The organism is Clostridium tetani (genome assembly GCF_900167265.1).
GTDB lineage: Bacteria > Bacillota > Clostridia > Clostridiales > Clostridiaceae > Clostridium_G > Clostridium_G tetani.
Genome location: NZ_FUWT01000021.1, coordinates 1 through 19,879, shown reverse-complemented (window position 1 = coordinate 19,879; position 19,879 = coordinate 1). Strand labels below are relative to the sequence as shown.

Sequence of the window (19,879 nt, the reverse complement as noted above, 5' to 3'; positions counted from 1 at the left end):
TTAATATACTATAAAAGCCCTTATTTGAGGGCTTTTATAGTATATTAAGGAGATGATTGAGAATATGAAAGAAGAATTCTTTTTTTACAGCAAAGATAATACTAGAATATATTGCACTAAATACATTCCTAAGGATAAGTTAAAAGGAGTAGTTCAAATAATTCATGGCATGGGGGAAAATAGTAGTAGATATGAACATTTAGCTATGAAATTTATAGGAAATGGATATGCTGTATATATGCATGATCATAGAGGACATGGTAAAACAGCAGAAGTAAGAGAAAACTTAGGGCATCTAGGAAATGGAGATGTATTCTTAAAAATGATATATGATATGAAAGAAGTTACTGACATAATAAAAAGTCAATTAGGAGAAGTGCCTGTATTTTTATTGGGGCATAGTATGGGATCTTTTTTATCCCAAAAATATATTTCGCTTTTTGGTAAGGAGCTAAAAGGGGTAATACTTATGGGAACAGACGGAAGGAAAGGAAGAATTTTAGATATAGGCATTGCACTTTCTAGAAAAGAAATAAAAAAACATGGTAGTAAGCATAAAAGTAAGAAATTAAATAGAATATGTTTTTTAAATTGTCATTTAGCTTTTATTCCAAATAGAACTAAGTTTGATTGGCTAAGTAGTGATACAGAGGAAGTAGATAAATTTATAGAAGATGATTTTTTAGGATTTTATTATGATAATTTATTTTTTTATTACTTTTTTAAAGGATTAAAAGATATACATAAAAAAAGTGTAATGAATAAAATACCAAAGAATCTTCCAATATATATATGTGGAGGCTCAAAAGACCCTATAGGAAGGAATGGAAAAGGGCTTTTAAATTTATATAATATGTATAAAAACATGGGTATCAAAAGTTTAACTTGTAAAATATATGAAAATGGAAGACATGAAATATTAAATGAAAAAAATAAAGACAATGTTATGGAAGATATAATAATCTGGATAAATAGGCATGTATAAATTAGGGCTTATGGAAAAGTAAGCCCTAAAATTTTACTTTATGCAATATTTCATTTCAAGTTTGTATGGATTATAAGAAAGCTTAGATTTTCTAAGTCCTTCTATTCCTAAATCTTGTTCACGATTTATATAAGTAATATCATCTAAATATTCTTCTATAAATGTCCTATTTATAAATGGATATAAACCTCTTACATTCACATCAGCTTTTTCTATATGAATTATTGCCATATCACTATTTACCTTTTCACCTAGAGTAAAGGCAGATAATTTATCATTTACATAAACAGCCATTCCCATAACATCTAATTTATCAAAGTTTTTTAAAACATCTTCTATTCCAGAAATTTCATGTAAAAGATAGCCTTTACAATCATTTTGACGACACCATTCCATAGCGGTATTAAGACATTCATTTGCTATGCTTTCTGTAATTTTAGCAGTTCTATACTCATAATTTTTTATAAAAGCATTATAATGATTTTTTTTGGAATGAAACTTTTTACCAGAAAGGTTTTTTAAATCTTCCTTTAAGTATATATAATCTGCATTATCCCTATCCTCTTCTATTGTAAAATTATTATCATAAAGTTCTTTAAAGTCCTTTACAAACTCTTCTTCTGCATCCTTAAAAAGATAATCCATATTATGTTTTTGCCTATATTTTATAAGTTCGTCTACTATCTCTTTTAGATTTTCTTTTTCATAGCCTATAGGTTGAGTAAATTGAGTAGTACCATCATAGTCAACTTTTTTTATTATTAAAACATCATTTAAAATAGTATAGGTTACATCAGAACCTTTTCGCCATAAATATTGATTTGTAAAGGAATACTCACTTGTTTTAAATTTATATGGCTTTATATATTTATCAAAAATTTCTTTATCCTCTAATGTTAGAGGGCTAAATTGTAACATAAAAACACTCCTTTTAGGTAAATACAATGTTAACCAATAAAGTATATTATATTATAAATCATAAAATAAAAAAAGGGTAATTAAATTATTTACATAGATAACTATATAATATTATAAACACATATTATACAATATATCAAAATTTTAAAGTAAATTGTTATAAAACAAAAAGATATACGGAATATCTATTTCCGTATATCAGTAAAGGGGGAGGTTTAATACAAACAAATGTATTAAATTATTATATATATTTATCTTGTAGCATGTTTATATTATACTGGTTAAATATTAAAATTAATTTATAAAACTATTAAGTTTTAATAAATTTTACCTTTCTAGATTCATATAATAGTTAGAGATTAATTAAAGAAAGGTATGAAAGTTTTGATAGGAGAAGAAAAAATAAGAGAATTCACAAAAGAAGTGATTTTACAATTTGGAGAAGAAATTCAATGCATATTACTTACTGGCAGCTATGCTAGAGGTGAAGTTTGTGAAAGTAGCGATATAGATATGTGGTTATTCTTTAAAGAAATAAGTTTTGATATATTAAAAACTATAGCCTATATATTAAAAGACCTTCCTAGAACACCTAAACTGACCCCTAAATGTACAACCTTTCAAGAAAGCCTAAATAAACATTTTGCTAAGGAATATAATCCATTACAGTATAGAACAGATGGTATTGTATTATATGGTAAAATTCAACTTCCATACCCCAAAAAAGAGGAATTCATAGAAGAAAGTAAATATTTATCTAACTACGTTATCATGGGAATAAGACATTATATAGCAATTGGAGAAGATGAAGAAAAATTATTGAAAAGAAAAATACAAAGAAGGATTTTAAAACCTTTAATGTGGGCTTTCAGATATAAATATGCAGGAAAATATGGTGAGTATCATAAAAAATTAGATAAATTAAGATTGGTTTGTAATAAGGATGAAAAAGTACTTATTGATATATATAAAACTGCTTTAAGGGGAGATTTAAAAGGGTATGAAGGCAGGGTAGATTATATATTTACATTGTGCTATAGGGTTTGTAGTAATATCCTAAATTGGTAATAAAATGTAATATTAATTTATTTACAAAATATATATAGAATAGGGAAAAAACCTTTAATATAATCTGATTTTTAACAAATATTTGGAGGGGAACAGATGGAAAAAAATAATTATTCAAAGGAAGTTAAAAAAACTTATACTCCACTACTAGCAATAGAGGAAGCTTCAAGATGTCTTTTATGTTATGATGCACCCTGTAGTAAGAATTGTCCTGTAGATACGAAACCAGATGAATTCATAAGATCTTTAAGATTTAAAAATTTAAAAGGGGCAGCAGAAACCATCAGAAAAAATAATATATTAGGTGGAGTATGCTCAAGACTTTGTCCTTATGATAAATATTGTCAAAAAAATTGTACAAGAGGAAAAATTGATAAGCCTATAGATATAGGATCACTTCAAAGATATTTAATAGAATTTGAGAAAAACATAAGATTAGATACGTTAAATAAAGTTGAAATTAATAAGGAAAAGGTGGCCATTATAGGATCGGGTCCTGGAGGATTATCAGCGGCTGCATCTTTAGCTCAAAAAGGATATAAAGTTAATATTTTTGAGAAGAAAGAAAAATTTGGTGGTTGGTTAACTTATGGAATACCAGAATACAGATTACCACAAAATTTAGTGGATTATGAGATTGATATTATAAGGAAATTAGGGGTGGAATTTAAGGCTAATTGTAATGTAGGTAAAGATATTACGATAGACGATTTAAAAGAGAAAGGATTTGAAGCTATTCTATTAGCTTGTGGACAACAACAAAGTAAAGAATTAAACATAGAAGGAATAAAGTTAAAAGGAGTATTAAAGGGAACAGAATTTTTATCTGAGGCTAAATTAAGTAATGGGAACTTAGAAGTAGGGCAAAAGGTTATAGTTATAGGTGGTGGAGATGTGGCTATAGATTCCGCAGTAACAGCTAAATTACTTGGAGCGGAGGATGTGAAAATAGTATATAGAAGAAATATAGAAAAAATGCCCTCAAATAAAAATGAGAGAATCTATGCACATAATTTAAATATACCTATATTTACGGGAATAAAGCCTTATAGCTTAATAGGAAATAATGAGAAGGTTATTAGTTTTAAAGGTGTAGGGATGTTTGATGATTCTAGTTTAGAATTGGAAGTGGATACAGTTATATTTGCTATAGGGCAAGAATTAGAAGATCTTTCCTATATAGATGAATTAAAAATTGAAAATAATGAGGTTCTGGTGGATGAAAATTTAAATACCAGCATAGAAGGAATATTTGCCTGTGGAGATATTATAAAAGGAAATAAAACAGTAGTGGATGCAGTTGCAACGGGTAAAAGAGTTGCTATAGAAATAGAAGAATATATAAGAAGAAAGGGAGATGTTAGGTAATGAAAAAAGTAGATTTATCCATTGAATTTTGTGGGGTGAAATGTGAAAATCCATTTTTCTTATCATCTTCTCCTGTTGGACACAATTATGAAATGTGTGCTAAGGCCTTGGAAACTGGATGGGGAGGAGTAGTGTTTAAAACCATAGGATTTTATTTACCAGAGGAAGTTTCTCCAAGATTTGATAATTTAAGAAAGGAAAGCACATCTTTTTTAGGATTTAAAAATATGGAGCAAATAGCAGAATATCCATTAGAATATAATCTAGAGCAGATCAGAAAAATAAAAAAGAATTATCCTTCAAAGGTTCTTATAGCTTCTATAATGGGAGAAAATGAAAAAGAATGGACAGAACTTGCTAAAATGGTAACAGAGGCAGGAGCTGATATTATAGAGTGTAACTATTCTTGTCCACAAATGGCTAGTGGTGCTATGGGATCAGATGTTGGACAAAGTCCAGAACTAGTAAAAAAATATTCTAGGGCAACTAGAAAAGGTAGTAAACTTCCTATACTTGCTAAAATGACTCCTAATATTGGACATATGGAGATACCAGCTATTGCTTCCATTGAAGGGGGAGCTACAGGTATTGCGGCTATAAATACTATAAAGTGTATTACAGGAATAAATTTAGATAATCAAATATCTCTTCCAATAGTGAATGGAAAATCGTCTATATCAGGATATTCAGGTAAAGCTATAAAACCAATAGCTTTAAGATTTATAGCACAAATGAGTCAAAATGAGAAATTGAAAGGCGTGCCAATTAGTGGTATAGGGGGAATAGAAACTTGGGAAGACGCACTAGAATTTATAATGCTTGGAGCTAGAAATGTTCAAGTAACTACAGCCATTATGCAATATGGATATAGAATAGTAAAAGATATGATAAAAGGAGTATCTTATTATATGGAAGAAAAGGGATTTAATAATTTAGAAGAGCTTGTTGGTATAGCATTAAATAATTTAATTCCAGCAGAAGAATTAGATAGAGGATATATAGTTTACCCTAATTTTCATGAGGAAAAATGTATAGGATGTGGAAGATGCTATATCTCTTGCTATGATGGAGGACATCAAGCTATAGAATGGAATACTGAAGAAAGAACAGTAAAGTTAAATAAGGAAAAATGTGTGGGATGTCATCTATGTTCTAATGTCTGCCCAGTGCAGTGTATAGATTATGGAGAAATAGAATTTAAAGAAGGTAACAAAGAAAGAGAAGTAATTTTATAATGGATGATTAACAATGAACAATGAATAACATATGGATATTTTTCTTTGTTTTACTCTGAAAAGTTTTAAATTTAAGTTTGTTAAGCTGAAGTTTAATATGGCAGTTTATATAATTAAAAATTTTTCGTAATGAAAATGGAGAAAAGTTATCCGTAGTTGTTCATTATTCACTGTTCATTAAATAAAGGTTTTATCTTTAAATGTATTTACAACTATTGCATCAACTAATGCTATGCCAACAAGCATGAAGCTTTGCTTTAGGACGATAACTGGAGATAGTGCGAAAGTAAAGCTAGATAGCATTACACAATACATGATGCTTCCACTTGATTTATAAAGAGCGGTTAGTAGTATACTTATTCCAACTAAATATGCTGCGAATTGTGCATAAAACTGCGGTAGTATGATAAAATTTGGTATATAGATAAGTGGTAAAAACCATAGCGACCAAAAAAGCCCTGTTGTAATACAGGATTTCCAAAATCCATTTCTTTCTTCGTAGTTTGGTTGTACTATTCCCCTCCATCCAATTTCTTGAGAACCTAGTATAACTATCATTATAGGAAGATAACGAAAAAAATCTATAATACTGCCATATTTATAGACATTTTTTAAAAGAATGGCAAAACCATAATGTGTAATTAAAAATATTGGGATTAAAACAATGGCTTTTGGAGCTGTAACTTTTTTTAACTTAGCTGTAAATCCTCTTATTCCACCTAGAGTTTTTTTATTCAAAGCATATACAATAAAAGCTGAAATAAGTGGGCCTAAACATCCAAGAATAAAAAAGGATAGATAAAGAGGATTACTAAATATATCCTTGAATACAATCTTAGAATAAACTATTATGCCAAAACATATATAACTTATGATAAAGGATATTAATAAAAATTGATTAGAACTCTTTTTCAAGATTTGTCCTCCAATAATTTATATTTGGTCGATGCTTGTAGACAATCATTACAATTATATTACCATATTTATATCTAAATATCATTATTTTTGGTATTTATACTTAGTTTTAAATAAGTTATAGAATTTTCGTGATATTAATTATTTAATTGCAATTATTACATTTGAACTCATCAAATCATAAAATATATGAATTATTCAGAAAATAAAGTTATTTTATATTGACATTCCATATTTTTCATTATACAATTAAATTGGTCGGTGATGTATGATGCATCATGCAAATATATATTGAATTTCAAGGAGGAGTTTTGTTATGGATTATATGGATTTAAGTAAGTACCCTGCAGAACCTTTTAAAATTAAGAGTGTTGAGCCTGTTAAAATGATTTCAAGAGAAGAACGTGAAATAGCTATGAAAGAGGCTGGATACAACACATTTAATTTAAGATCAGAGGATGTATATATTGATTTACTTACTGACTCAGGAACCAATGCTATGAGTGATGCTCAATGGGCAGGTATGATGATTGGAGACGAAGCTTATGCTGGAAGTAAAAACTGGTTATTTTTAGAATCAACTATAAAAGAATTATTTGGATTTAAACATGTTGTTCCTACTCACCAAGGACGTGGTGCAGAAAATCTCCTTTCAAGTATAGCTATTAAACCAGGGCAATATGTAGCAGGAAATATGTATTTTACAACTACTAGATATCATCAAGAAAAAAATGGTGGTATTTTTGTAGATATAATAAGAGATGAAGCTCACGATGCAAGTATAGATATTCCTTTTAAAGGTAATATTGATGTTAATAAATTAGAAAAACTTATTGAAGAAAAAGGTGCAGAAAACATAGCTTATGTATGCCTTGCTGTTACTGTAAATCTAGCAGGTGGACAACCAGTTTCTATGGCTAATATGAGAGCAGTTAGAGAACTTACAGCAAAACATGGAATTAAGGTATTCTATGATGCTACTAGATGTGTTGAAAATGCATATTTTATAAAAGAACAAGAGGAAGGATATGCAGATGTTTCAATTAAAGATATAGTACACGAAATGTTTAGCTATTCCGATGGTGCTACTATGTCTGGTAAAAAAGATGGTATTGTAAATATCGGTGGATTCTTAGCAATTAATGATGAAGAGTTATTTGGAAAAGCTAAAGAAATAGTAGTAGTTTACGAAGGTATGCCATCCTATGGTGGTATGACTGGCCGTGATATGCAGGCTATAGCAATTGGATTTAGAGAAGCAATGCAATATGAATATATAGAACACAGAATAAGACAGGTTAGATATCTTGGAGATAGATTAAAAGAAGCGGGAGTTCCTATAGTTGAACCAGTTGGAGGACATGCTGTATTCTTAGATGCAAGAAGATTTTGCCCACATCTAGATCAAGAGCAATTCCCAGCTCAATCACTAGCTGCTTCACTTTACATTGACTCTGGTGTTAGATCAATGGAACGTGGTATAGTTTCAGCAGGCAGAGATGTTAATACAGGCGAAAATCATAAACCAAAATTAGAGACAGTTAGACTTACTATTCCAAGAAGAGTTTACACTTACAAACATATGGATGTTGTTGCTGAATCAGTTATACATCTATATAAGCATAAAGAAGATATAAGACCACTTAAATTCACTTATGAACCTGCACAATTAAGATTCTTTACTGCAAAATTTGATTATGCAGACTAATTAGAATAAAAATTTATTATTCTATATTTCCAGGCACAATGCCTGGAAATATAGAATATATATTATAAAGAAATATAACTGATCAGAAATAAGAATACTACTTTATAATGACTCCTATTATAAGGTTAAAAGTGGGGAGGAAATATATGAAAACTGAAGTTACTCAAAATACTCAAAAAGTTGCTAAGTTTGAATCCAAATGGGGATTTGTATTAGCATGTGTAGGTTCTGCCGTAGGTATGGCCAATGTCTGGGGATTCCCTTACAAATTAGGTAGCAACGGTGGTGGAGCATTTTTAGTAGCTTATATTATATTTATAGTTCTTTTTAGTTATGTAGGACTTTCTGCAGAATATGCAATTGGTCGTAGGGCAAAGACTGGAACACTTGGTGCCTACGAAAATGCTTGGAGGTCAGGTGGTAAAGAAGGCATTGGAAAAGTTGTGGGTTGGCTTCCTCTTGCAGGTTCTATGTGTATAGCAATAGGATATGCAGTAATTATTTCTTATGTATTAAAAGGATGGAGTCAATCTGTTACAGGTACCCTTATGACGGTTGATACAGGTGCATGGTTTGAGTCCTTTGCTATGACAGACTATTCAGTTGTTCCATATCATTTAATAGTTGTTGTTGGAACATTGCTGACATTGACACTTGGTGCAGATAGTATTGAGAAGTCTAATAAAATTATGATGCCATTGTTTTTTATATTATTTGTAATTCTTGCTATTCGTGTAGCTTTATTACCAGGGGCAGTAGAAGGATATAAATTTATGTTTATGCCAAGATGGGAAGCCTTGAAAGATCCTATGGTCTGGGTTTGGGCAATGGGTCAAGCCTTTTTCTCCTTATCTGTAACTGGTAGTGGTATGATTGTATATGGTGCATATCTATCAGACAGTGAAGATATTGTAGATGGAGCAAAAAATACTGCCATATTTGACTTAATTGCAGCAATGGTTGCAGCATTAGTTATTATACCTGCTTGTTTTGCATATAATGTAGACGTTGGATCAGGCCCAGGACTTCTTTTTGTAACCTTACCCAAAATACTACAAGATATACCAGGAGGCAGAGTATTTGCAATAATATTATTTACAGCAGTAGTATTTGGTGGGGTATCCTCTCTACAAAACATGTTTGAAGTAGTTGGAGAATCATTAATGTATAAATTCCCTAAATTAAAACGTATTCCTATGCTAATATTACTTTGTATAATTTGTTTTGGTATAGGTGTTAATATGGAACCTATATTTAAATGGGGACCATGGATGGATCTTATATCTATATATATTATTCCAATTGGAGCAACTTTAGGTGCTATATCTTGGTTCTGGATTATGAAAAAAGAAGATCTACTTGATGAAATCAACTTAGGAGCCAAAAAGAAACAAGGAGACTTATGGTATAATCTAGGCAAATATCTTTATGTACCCTTTGCAACACTTTTATGTTTAGTTGCTCTATTTATGAAAGTATCATTTTAAGGTTTAATAAATATTTTAAGGAGGTTGTGGTGAATTATCGCTCAACCTCTTTTGTTTACATAATAAAAAATTAATGGTATAATATATCAAATTAATTTATTTTGCTTAATAAAAAAGACAGGAGTAGTAATGTGTTAATTAACAAAAAAACTTTAAGTGATCAAATTTATGATATATTAAAAATGGAAATATTAAAAAGGGAAATTCCATTTGGCTCAAAGCTTGTAAATAGGACATTACAAAAAAAATTTGGAGTTAGCTCATCTCCTATTCGAGATGCTATAAACCGTCTAAATCAGGATGGACTTATTACATCTATCGACAAATCTGGAGCAACAGTGGTTGATTTTGATTACGATTTTTTTCTTGAGGTCAATGAGGTGATTTTATATGTAGTTAACACCGGTGTAAAATTGTCTTTTGAGAAATCCGACACCGAAGAAGTATGTAAGTATTTAGAAAAGTATTTATTACTTCAAGAGAAGTATATAGGTACTGATGAATTCTATGATTATGATTATAAGTTTCATAAAACATTTATTAAATACTCTAAAAATACTAGATTAGAAAAGATTTTTAAAGAATACAATGTTCTTCATGAAATGCTTGTTAGGAGTTATTATGAGCCTGAGACCTTTCAAATTCAGGAAGATAGTATTAAGATGCATAAGCAAATATTAGATGCGTTCAGAAATAAGAACTATGGATTGGCAATGACATTTACCGAAGAACATTATAAAGGTGCTGAAAAGATTTTTAAGAAAATGTTTGAAGAGAAGAAAGAAAAACTGAAAGAGGGCAATTGAGGTGATGCATTTATGAAAAAAATAAGAAATAGTATAAAAAAGATAAGTTTTATATTTATAATAGTAGCTATGATTTTTTCAATGGTTGCTTGTTCAGAAATAGGTGAACAAAGTTCTACAAGTAAATCAAATAATGGAATTTTAAAAGTTCATTACATTAATGTTGGACAAGGAGACAGTATATTAGTACAGCAAGACAATGAAAATATGTTAATAGATGCAGGTCCCAACTCTTCATCAGAAAAATTAGTAAATTATTTAAAACAAAATGGTATTAAAGAAATAAAATATTTAGTAGCCACACATCCTCATGAAGATCATATAGGAGGAATGAACAAAGTAATAAATAATTTTAAAGTGGAAAGTGTTTATATGCCTAAAAAAATTGCTAATACAAAAACTTTTAAGAATATGGTAGAAGCTATGAAGAAAAACAATTTAAAAGCTAAAACACCTCGTGTTGGCGATAAAATTAATTTAGGTGATGCTAAGTTTACTATATTATGGCCAAATGAACAAGAGCAAAGCAATACAAACAACTATTCTATAGTTTTAAAAGGGCAATATGGAGAAAATACTTTCTTATTTACTGGTGATGCGGAACAATTAGCTGAAAAAAGTATATTGAGAAATAATACGGATATTAGAGCAGAAGTTTTAAAGTTAGGACATCATGGAAGTAGTACATCTACATCAGACAAATTTTTAGAAAAAGTAAACCCTAAATATGCAGTTGCTAGTTGTGAAAAGGGTAATAGTTATGGACATCCACATAGAGAAATTGTGAAGAAATTAAAAGATAAAAATATAAAACTTTATAGAACAGATGAAAATGGAGACATTGTATTAATAAGTGATGGTAAGAATATAAAATTTAATGTAGAACCTGGAAGTTATAATTCAGGAAGTAGTAGTAAAAAGAAATGAAGGGATTTTCCTTTCGTTTCTTTTTTATTTAAGAAAAACTCATAAAATAATATAGTGGGAATATCTTTATAATAATGAACATCTAACAATGAATAATTTCTGTTTATAAGATAATACAAATAGTTAATTAAATAAAAGTGATAGTTACTTAATATAGAATTTTTTACTAATATGGGTTATAATGATGATGTAGGAATTTTTAATAAATAGCAAGATTTATTTCAAAAAAATGATATAATAATTTAAAGGGGGCATTTCATGGGTAAAAAGAAAATGAATCTTGTAACTAAAATTATGCTAGGATTAATACTGGGTGTTTTTGTAGGTTTATTTTTTACTTCGTCACCTGCCTTTGCAATAAACTATATAAAACCTTTTGGAACTTTATTTTTAAATCTTATAAAAATGACCATAGTTCCATTGGTTTTTGCATCTTTAGTAGTAGGGGCAGCTAGTATAGGAGATGTAAAAAAACTAGGTAGAATTGGTGGAAAGACTATGATCTACTTTTTTGTAACTACAGCTATTGCTATAGTTATAGGATTGGTGCTTGCTAATGTATGTAAACCAGGTGTTGGAGTGCCACTGGCAGTAGATGCACAAGTAAAAGCAACAGAAGCACCCTCCTTAGTAAAAACTTTATTAGACATAATTCCGACAAATCCAATAGACGCTTTAGCTAAGGGGAATATGCTACAAATAATATTCTTTGCAATATTTACAGGAGTTGGGGCAACTTATATAGGTGAAAAGGGGAATGCATATTTAAAATTTTTTGATAGTTTAGCAGAAATAATGTATAAAATAACTGAAGTTATAATGGGATTAGCTCCATACGGAGTCTTTGCACTTATGGTTCCAGTAGTTGCAGAAAATGGTCCAAAGGTTTTACTACCTTTATTAAAATTAATAGCTGTTTGTTATTTAGGATTTATATTACATGGTATACTAGCCTATTCCTTATCCGTTGCAGTATTTTCTAAAATATCACCTTTAGAATTTTTTAAAGGAACATCAACATCTACCATGATAGCTTTTAGCACCAGTAGTAGTGCAGGCACATTGCCAGTAACTATAAAAACTGTTAGAGAAAAATTTGGAGTGTCTGAAGGAATTGCAAGTTTTATTTTGCCATTAGGAACTACTATTAATATGGATGGGACTGCTATATATCAAGGAGTATGTGCTGTATTTATAGCCCAAGCCTATGGAATGAATTTAACTCTAAGTCAACAATTAACTATACTTTTAACAGCATTACTTGCATCTATAGGTACAGCAGGTGTACCAGGAGCAGGATTTATGATGCTTATGATGGTATTAAGTTCAGTTGGACTTCCATTAGAAGGAGCAGCTTTAATTGCCGGTATAGATAGAGTTTTAGATATGGGAAGAACTGCTATAAATGTTACAGGAAATGTAGCCGCCTCAATTGTAGTAGGAGCTAGTGAAAATGAAATAAACTATGAAAATGCAAGCATAAAGAAAACAATGAGTAGTTAAAAAGGCAATGTCTTATGAGTAAAATAGTAGGGATAATTGGGGGAATGGGGCCTAAAGCTACGGTAGACCTTTACAATAAAATTGTAGACTACACAGATGCAAGCTCTGATCAAGATCATTTACATGTTGTAATCGACGGCAATGCTAAAATACCTGATAGAACAAGTTATATATTGGGGAATGGAAAAAGTCCTTTAGATGAACTCGTAAAAACTGGAGAAAGGCTTAAAAATGCAGGAGCAGATTTTTTAATAATGCCCTGTAATACAGCACATTATTTTTACGATGAATTATATGAAAAGCTTAATATGCCTTTTATTAACATGATAGAAGAAGTAGGAAAATATATTGTAACTAAACATGGAAAAATAAAAGTTGGGCTCTTGGCAACACTTGGAACATACCAAGGAAAGATATATGAAAGATATTGTAAGGAATTAGGGTTAGATATAATTATACCAAGTAAAGAGGTAAGACAAAAAGTTTCAGATGCAGTGTATATAGTAAAAAGTGGACAAAGAAATTTTACTAAAGAATTTGCAATGGATATGTTAAAAGAGTTTAATGAAAAAGATGTAAATGCAGTTATATTGGGATGTACTGAATTACCTCTAATATTTCAACCTTTAGAAAATGATTTAAAAGATTTTGAGTTCATATCTTCCACAGATATTTTAGCCAAGGAAACAATAAAAAGGGTTAAAAAATAGCTATTTATTCAAACTTTATTTATTTAAAATAGTATAAGGGAGGAATTTTATATGCAATACAGATTAGAAAGTGATTCAGTAGGTGAAAAAAGAATACCAAAGGATGCTTATTATGGTGTGCAAAGTCTTAGAGCACAAGAGAATTTTATGATAACAGGAAAAAAAGTCCACACGGAAATGATAAAAGCATTAGCAGAGGTAAAAAAAGCAACAGCTATGACAAATATGCAAGTGGAACTTTTAAGTAAAAAAGCAGGTAACGCCATTGTAAAAGCTTGTGATGAAATAATTGAAGGAAATTTACAAGAACAGTTTATAACTGATCCTATACAAGGTGGCGCAGGAACATCTATGAACATGAATTTAAACGAAGTAATTGCTAATAGAGCAGTAGAAATATTAGGTGGGGAAAAGGGAGATTATAGTATAGTTCATCCTAATGATCATGTAAATATGGGACAATCTACTAACGATGTTATTCCTACAGGGGGAAAAATAGCAACTATAAGACTTTTAGATAGAGCATTAATGTCATTAGAAAATTTAGTAGATGCACTTACAAATAAATCTAAGGAATTTGATCATATTATAAAAATGGGGAGAACTCAAATGCAAGATGCTGTACCAATAAGATTAGGACAAGAATTTAAGGCATATTCAAATGCTATAAAAAGGGACATAGTTAGAATTAAGAGAGCAAAAGAAGAATTATATCATGTAAGTATTGGGGCTACAGCTATAGGTACAGGTATAAATGCTGATGAGGAGTATGTAAAAAATATAACACCAAATTTATCAAAAGTAACAACACTTAGCCTAATTCAATGTGAAGATTTAGTAGATGGAACTCAAAATCTAGATTGTTTTGCTTCAGTATCATCAAATTTAAAGGTTTGTGCTTTAAGTTTATCTAAAATAGCTAATGATTTAAGACTTATGTCCTCAGGACCTAGAACCGGTTTTGGAGAAATAAATCTTCCAGCAAAACAAAATGGGTCATCTATAATGCCAGGAAAAGTAAATCCAGTAATAGCTGAAGTTGTAAACCAAGTTGCATTTAGTATTGTAGGAAATGATGTAACTATTAGCATGGCTGTTGAAGCAGGACAATTAGAATTAAACGCATTTGAGCCGGTGTTATATTATAAGTTATTTGAATCTATTGAAATATTGAAAAATGGTGTGGATACATTTATTCATAATTGTATAAATGGTATAACAGCAAATGAGGAAAGATGTAAAAAGTTAGTGGATAATAGTGTTGGAATAATTACTGCAATATGTCCACATGTAGGATATAAAAAAGCAGCTAAAGTAGCAAAAACTGCTATACAGACTGGAGAATCTGTAAAGGAGCTTGTATTAAAAGAAAATTTATTATCAGAAAAAGAATTGGATACAATACTTGACCCATTTGGAATGACTAAACCAGGAATATCTGGGAAAGAGCTGTTAAAAAAGTAAAAAGGTTATAAAAAGTCTGCAAAAATGCAGACTTTTTATTTACTAGATGGTAAAATTTAATTAGGATGAATATAAGAAGGAGGAAGAATCATGTATAATTTTGATGAAATAGTTGATAGAAGAAATACATCAGCCGTTAAATGGGATAAGCCTAAAATACTATACAACAGAGATGATATAATTCCCATGGGTATAGCTGATATGGATTTTAAAACTGCTCCAGAAATAATTTCTGCAATAAAAAATAGGGTGGAACATGGAGTGTTTGGGTACTCTTATTTAGACGAAGATTACTATAATGTTTTAATAAATTGGTTGGATAATATACACAATTTTCAAATAAAAAAAGACTGGATATGTACAGCACCTACAATAGTTGCAGCTATAAGTTGGATGATTCAAAGCTATACAGAAAAAGGCGATAAAATAATAATACAATCTCCTGTATATCATCAATTTAAAAGATGTATTGAAAGTGATGGACGTATTGTAGTAAATAATCCATTAAAATATGAAAACAATAAATACTTTACGGACTTTGAAGATTTAGAAAGTAAGATAGATTCAAAGGTAAAAATGATGATTCTATGTAATCCTCATAATCCAGGAGGAAGGGTTTGGAAAGCAGATGAATTGAAAAAGTTAGGAGATATATGTTTAAAGCATAATATTTTAATAATATCTGATGAAATACATTGTGATTTAGTATTTAAAGGTCATAAACATATACCTTTAATCAATGTAGATGAAAAATTAAAAGATATATCCTTAATATGTGTTTCTCCAACAAAAACTTTTAATTTAGCGGCACTTCATGTTTCAAATGTTATTATTCCAAATAAAGATTTAAGAGATAAATATTTAAATACAGCATATAAAAATGCAGTAGAGGGCATAAATGTATTTGGAATAGAGGCTATGAAGGCTGCCTATAAGTATGGAGAAAAGTGGTATAGGGATATGTTACAGTATGTAGAAGATAACTACAATTTTCTATGTAATTATATAGAAAAAAATATACCTAAACTAAAAGTATCTAAATCAGAAGGAACATATTTAGCATGGATAGATTTTAGGGCTTTATCTATGGATTGTGAAGAGTTAAGAGATTTTATGATAAAAGAAGCAAGAGTTCTTTTTGATGAGGGGCATGTATTTGGTAAAGAGGGACAAGGTTTTCAAAGAATAAACTTAGCTTGCTCTAGAATACTTTTAAAAGAAGCTTTAGATAGAATATATAAAGCTGTAGAAAATATTAACAAACTGTAAACAATGTGGAAAATTTAAAAAAAGTAGTTGCAAAAGGATAATAATTATTATATAATAACAATTGTAAATAAGAGATATATGACAGGAGGAATTTAAAATGAAAAAATTTGTATGTACAGTATGTGGATATGTTTATGAAGGGGATGTGGCACCAGAAAAATGTCCGCAATGTAATGTTCCATCAGATAAATTCGTAGAACAGGTTGAAGGAGAACTTGCCTGGGCAGACGAACACGTAATAGGAGTTGCTAAAGGAGTAGATGAGGAAGTAATAGAAGGATTAAGAGCTAACTTTGTAGGGGAATGTACTGAAGTTGGTATGTATCTTGCAATGAGCAGACAAGCAGATAGAGAAGGATTACCAGAAGTAGCAGAAGCATATAAGAGAATAGCTTTTGAAGAAGCAGAACATGCTGCTAAATTTGCAGAATTATTAGGAGAAGTTGTAACAGATTCTACTAAGAAAAACTTAGAAATGAGAGTAGAAGCTGAGTATGGAGCTTGTAGTGGTAAAAAAGAATTAGCAACACTTGCTAAAAAGTTAAACTTAGATGCAATACATGATACAGTTCATGAAATGTGTAAAGATGAAGCAAGACACGGTAAAGCATTTAAAGGTTTATTAGATAGACATTTCAAATAAATAGAACTTTATATAAAACGCAAAAAACGACTTATATAGGTCGTTTTTTGCGTTTTATATAATTCAAAATACTGTAAGCATAAGATATAATGTAAAGTATAGTATATAAAAAGGAGAGGATTATATGTACAAATTAATAGCATTGGATATAGATGGCACTCTTCTAAATAGAGAACATGAAATTTCAGATGAAACCATAGATACAATAAAAGAATCAATGGATAAGGGAATAAAGATAATTTTGGTATCTGGTAGAGATTATTCTGCTGCGGAACCATATATAAAAAAATTAGAAACAAAAGATTTGTTTTTAGGTTTAAATGGAGCTAATATATATGATAATGAAGGTAAGATTATTCATAGTGAATATTTAGATAAGGAAATAGTAGAATACATAATAGAACTATGTGAAAAAGAAGATATATATATTGTTCTTTTTATAGAGAATAATACTTATGTAAATGAAATTTCAGATTTTATGGGAATAGATAATTATGTATTTAACTCCATAGAAGTTGGACAAATTTCAAAGTTCTACAAGGAACAAAATGTAACAAAAATTCTTTTAACACATAAAGAGGAAAAACTTATACCTATTAAAGAAAAATTAGATTCTAAGTACGGCAGTAAAATAAACTCTCAATTTTCATTACCTCAATTTTTAGAAATATTTAATGGAAAAATAAATAAGGGGGTTGCTTTAAAAAGGATATGTGAAAAGTATAAAATACCCAAGGAAAATGTTATGGCAATAGGAGATTGGGACAATGATATAACAATGATAAAATATGCAGGATTAGGTATTGCAATGGGAAACGGATCAGAAAATATTAAAGAAGCAGCAGATTTTATAACAAATAGCAATGAGGAAAATGGAGCTGCTTATGCTATTAAAAAATTTGTACTAAGGAAGTAAGAGTTTGAATAAATGATTAAATTTATTGACTATAAAAAATAACTATGATACCATGAACATGTAAACAATTAAATAAATTTAGGGGAGCTTATAAAAATAGGCTGAGAAAGAGATGTTATCTCTGACCCTCATAACCTGATTTGGCTAATACCAACGTAGGGAACATTGTGTATTGTAGTTATGGCATAAGTCCATAACAATATCTATACATATGTATTTTGAGGGAAAGTTTAAAACTTTCCCTTTTTTATTTTAATAAAAAGGAGAGGAATAAAATGAATTATACAACTCAAATGGATGCTGCTAAAAGAGGAATAGTTACCAAGGAAATGGAAACTATAGCTAAAAAAGAAGGCATAGATGTAAAAAAAATAATAGAATGTGTAGCAAAAGGTAGTGTTGCTATACCTGCAAATAAAAATCATAAAAGTTTAAGTGCCGAAGGAGTAGGACAAGGGCTAAGAACTAAAATAAATGTAAATCTAGGTATATCAAAAGATTGTTGTAATGTAGATAGAGAACTTGAAAAAGTAAAAAAAGCTATAGATATGAAGGCTGAAGCCATAATGGATTTAAGTTGTTTTGGAAAGACACAAGAATTTAGGAAAAGATTAATAGAAATGTCACCAGCCATGATAGGAACTGTTCCAATGTATGATGCTATTGGATTTTATGATAAAGAGTTAAAAGATATTACCGCAGAAGAATTGCTAGATGTAATAGAAACTCATGCAAAAGATGGAGTAGACTTTATGACTATCCACGCAGGACTTAACAGAGAAGCTGTGGAAATATTTAAGAGAAATGAAAGACTTACTAACATAGTATCCAGAGGAGGGTCTCTTCTTTATGCATGGATGGAACTTAATAATAAGGAAAATCCTTTCTATGAACATTTTGATAAAGTACTCGATATATGTGAAAAATATGATGTTACAATAAGCTTAGGAGATGCTTGTAGACCAGGTTCAATACATGATTCTACAGATGCAAGCCAAATAAAAGAACTTATGACTTTAGGGGAATTAACTAAAAGGGCATGGGAAAGAAATGTTCAAATTATAATAGAAGGACCTGGACACATGTCCTTAGATGAAATAGAAACAAATATGAAATTAGAAAAAAAATTATGTTATAATGCACCTTTTTATGTATTGGGGCCTATAGTTACAGATATAGCTCCTGGATATGATCATATTACAAGTGCTATAGGAGGAGCAATTGCTGCAACTTATGGAGCAGACTTTTTATGCTATGTAACTCCAGCAGAACACTTAAGACTTCCTGATTTAGATGATATGAAAGAAGGTATAATAGCAACTAAAATAGCAGCTCATGCAGCAGATATTGCTAAAGGAATAAAAGGGGCAAGAGAATGGGATAATAAAATGTCCGTTGCAAGAAAAGAGTTAGATTGGGAAAAGATGTTTGATTTGGCTATAGATAATGAGAAGGCAAGAAAGTATAGAAAGAATTCAACACCAGAGGTTAACGATAGTTGTACAATGTGTGGAAAAATGTGTGCTGTTAGAAATATGAATAAGGTTATGCAAGGAAAAGATATAAATATATTGAGAAACGAGGATAAATAAAAATTTTGCGTGACAAAATTTTTATTTAATGAACAAGGAATAATGAATAATGAACAATTGTGGATATTTTTTCTCCATTAACATTACGAAAAAATTTTAATTATATAAAGACTTAATGTTTAGCTTTGCTAAACGAACTAATCCATAGATTAATTATCTACATTATCTAATAAAATTAAAGATTTTCTGACCAAAGGAAGAAAATCCACCTAAATTGTTCATTGTTCATTGTTAGTTATTCATTAATAAAAAAGCTGTGTCGTAGTTTTTTTAAAATGTACCCTATAGAATAGACACTCTAAAAAAAGTCTATCCCGTAGGGTACTTTTGTGTATAATTAAATAAAGAATAATTGATATTAGGAG

At 29.7% G+C, this 19,879-nt stretch carries 17 protein-coding genes and 1 riboswitch; of the genes, 15 read left to right on the top strand and 2 right to left on the bottom strand.

The window, feature by feature from the left end:
- Window positions 1–64 precede the first annotated feature (64 nt).
- The gene (locus tag B5D21_RS12620) at window positions 65–985 is read left to right on the top strand and encodes an alpha/beta fold hydrolase (RefSeq protein ID WP_035110248.1); all 921 of its coding nucleotides are present in this window, start codon (window positions 65–67) and stop codon (window positions 983–985) included.
- Window positions 986–1,018: 33 nt separating this feature from the next.
- On the opposite strand, the gene B5D21_RS12615 is transcribed toward B5D21_RS12620, so the two are convergent.
- Entirely contained in the window at window positions 1,019–1,903 is an 885-nt protein-coding gene (locus B5D21_RS12615) for a DUF2156 domain-containing protein (RefSeq protein ID WP_035110247.1), read from the bottom strand.
- A 375-nt stretch (window positions 1,904–2,278) separates the two neighbouring features.
- Between B5D21_RS12615 and B5D21_RS12610 the strand changes: the two genes are divergently transcribed.
- The 3 genes from B5D21_RS12610 to preA all read left to right on the top strand — a co-directional run bounded on the left by B5D21_RS12610 (window position 2,279) and on the right by preA (window position 5,574).
- Window positions 2,279–2,971, top strand: a complete 693-nt coding sequence (locus B5D21_RS12610) for a nucleotidyltransferase domain-containing protein (protein ID WP_011099076.1) — start codon at window positions 2,279–2,281, stop codon at window positions 2,969–2,971.
- Window positions 2,972–3,067: 96 nt separating this feature from the next.
- Window positions 3,068–4,339: an NAD(P)-dependent oxidoreductase gene (locus B5D21_RS12605; protein ID WP_011099077.1), complete on the top strand. Its 1,272-nt coding sequence runs from the start codon at window positions 3,068–3,070 to the stop codon at window positions 4,337–4,339.
- Entirely contained in the window at window positions 4,339–5,574 is a 1,236-nt protein-coding gene (gene preA / locus B5D21_RS12600) for an NAD-dependent dihydropyrimidine dehydrogenase subunit PreA (protein WP_011099078.1), read from the top strand. The genes B5D21_RS12605 and preA overlap by 1 nt, the downstream gene beginning before the upstream one ends.
- Before the next feature lie 177 nt (window positions 5,575–5,751).
- On the opposite strand, the gene B5D21_RS12595 is transcribed toward preA, so the two are convergent.
- Window positions 5,752–6,489: a CPBP family glutamic-type intramembrane protease gene (locus tag B5D21_RS12595; protein WP_011099079.1), complete on the bottom strand. Its 738-nt coding sequence runs from the start codon at window positions 6,487–6,489 to the stop codon at window positions 5,752–5,754.
- Window positions 6,490–6,805: 316 nt separating this feature from the next.
- Here B5D21_RS12595 and B5D21_RS12590 point away from each other — a divergent pair, with 316 nt between their 5' ends.
- The 11 genes from B5D21_RS12590 (at window position 6,806) to thiC (ending at window position 19,514) form a co-directional block, all read left to right on the top strand.
- The gene (locus tag B5D21_RS12590; RefSeq protein WP_011099080.1) at window positions 6,806–8,197 is read left to right on the top strand and encodes a tyrosine phenol-lyase; all 1,392 of its coding nucleotides are present in this window, start codon (window positions 6,806–6,808) and stop codon (window positions 8,195–8,197) included.
- A gap of 146 nt (window positions 8,198–8,343) precedes the next feature.
- Window positions 8,344–9,684, top strand: coding sequence for a sodium-dependent transporter (locus tag B5D21_RS12585; RefSeq protein ID WP_035110243.1), 1,341 nt, complete (start codon window positions 8,344–8,346; stop codon window positions 9,682–9,684).
- Between the two features lie 131 nt (window positions 9,685–9,815).
- A complete protein-coding gene (locus tag B5D21_RS12580) occupies window positions 9,816–10,490 on the top strand; it encodes a GntR family transcriptional regulator (protein ID WP_035124756.1) in 675 nt (224 codons plus the stop codon).
- A gap of 12 nt (window positions 10,491–10,502) precedes the next feature.
- Complete coding sequence (locus B5D21_RS12575) at window positions 10,503–11,417, top strand: ComEC/Rec2 family competence protein (RefSeq protein ID WP_011099083.1); 915 nt, start codon at window positions 10,503–10,505, stop codon at window positions 11,415–11,417.
- A gap of 258 nt (window positions 11,418–11,675) precedes the next feature.
- Window positions 11,676–12,920 (top strand): dicarboxylate/amino acid:cation symporter, encoded by a 1,245-nt coding sequence (locus B5D21_RS12570; protein WP_011099084.1) that lies wholly within the window; start codon window positions 11,676–11,678, stop codon window positions 12,918–12,920.
- Window positions 12,921–12,934: 14 nt separating this feature from the next.
- On the top strand, window positions 12,935–13,630 hold the full coding sequence (gene cuyB, locus B5D21_RS12565) for a cysteate racemase (RefSeq protein ID WP_011099085.1): 696 nt from the start codon (window positions 12,935–12,937) through the stop codon (window positions 13,628–13,630).
- Between the two features lie 51 nt (window positions 13,631–13,681).
- The gene (locus B5D21_RS12560; protein ID WP_011099086.1) at window positions 13,682–15,094 is read left to right on the top strand and encodes an aspartate ammonia-lyase; all 1,413 of its coding nucleotides are present in this window, start codon (window positions 13,682–13,684) and stop codon (window positions 15,092–15,094) included.
- A gap of 90 nt (window positions 15,095–15,184) precedes the next feature.
- Window positions 15,185–16,363, top strand: a complete 1,179-nt coding sequence (locus tag B5D21_RS12555) for a MalY/PatB family protein (protein WP_011099087.1) — start codon at window positions 15,185–15,187, stop codon at window positions 16,361–16,363.
- Between the two features lie 97 nt (window positions 16,364–16,460).
- Window positions 16,461–17,006: an NADH peroxidase gene (locus B5D21_RS12550; RefSeq protein WP_011099088.1), complete on the top strand. Its 546-nt coding sequence runs from the start codon at window positions 16,461–16,463 to the stop codon at window positions 17,004–17,006.
- A 124-nt stretch (window positions 17,007–17,130) separates the two neighbouring features.
- Window positions 17,131–17,922, top strand: coding sequence for a Cof-type HAD-IIB family hydrolase (locus tag B5D21_RS12545; protein WP_011099089.1), 792 nt, complete (start codon window positions 17,131–17,133; stop codon window positions 17,920–17,922).
- Window positions 17,923–17,992: 70 nt separating this feature from the next.
- Window positions 17,993–18,101: riboswitch (TPP riboswitch) on the top strand.
- A gap of 96 nt (window positions 18,102–18,197) precedes the next feature.
- On the top strand, window positions 18,198–19,514 hold the full coding sequence (gene thiC / locus B5D21_RS12540; RefSeq protein ID WP_011099090.1) for a phosphomethylpyrimidine synthase ThiC: 1,317 nt from the start codon (window positions 18,198–18,200) through the stop codon (window positions 19,512–19,514).
- The last annotated feature ends 365 nt before the right edge of the window (window positions 19,515–19,879 follow it).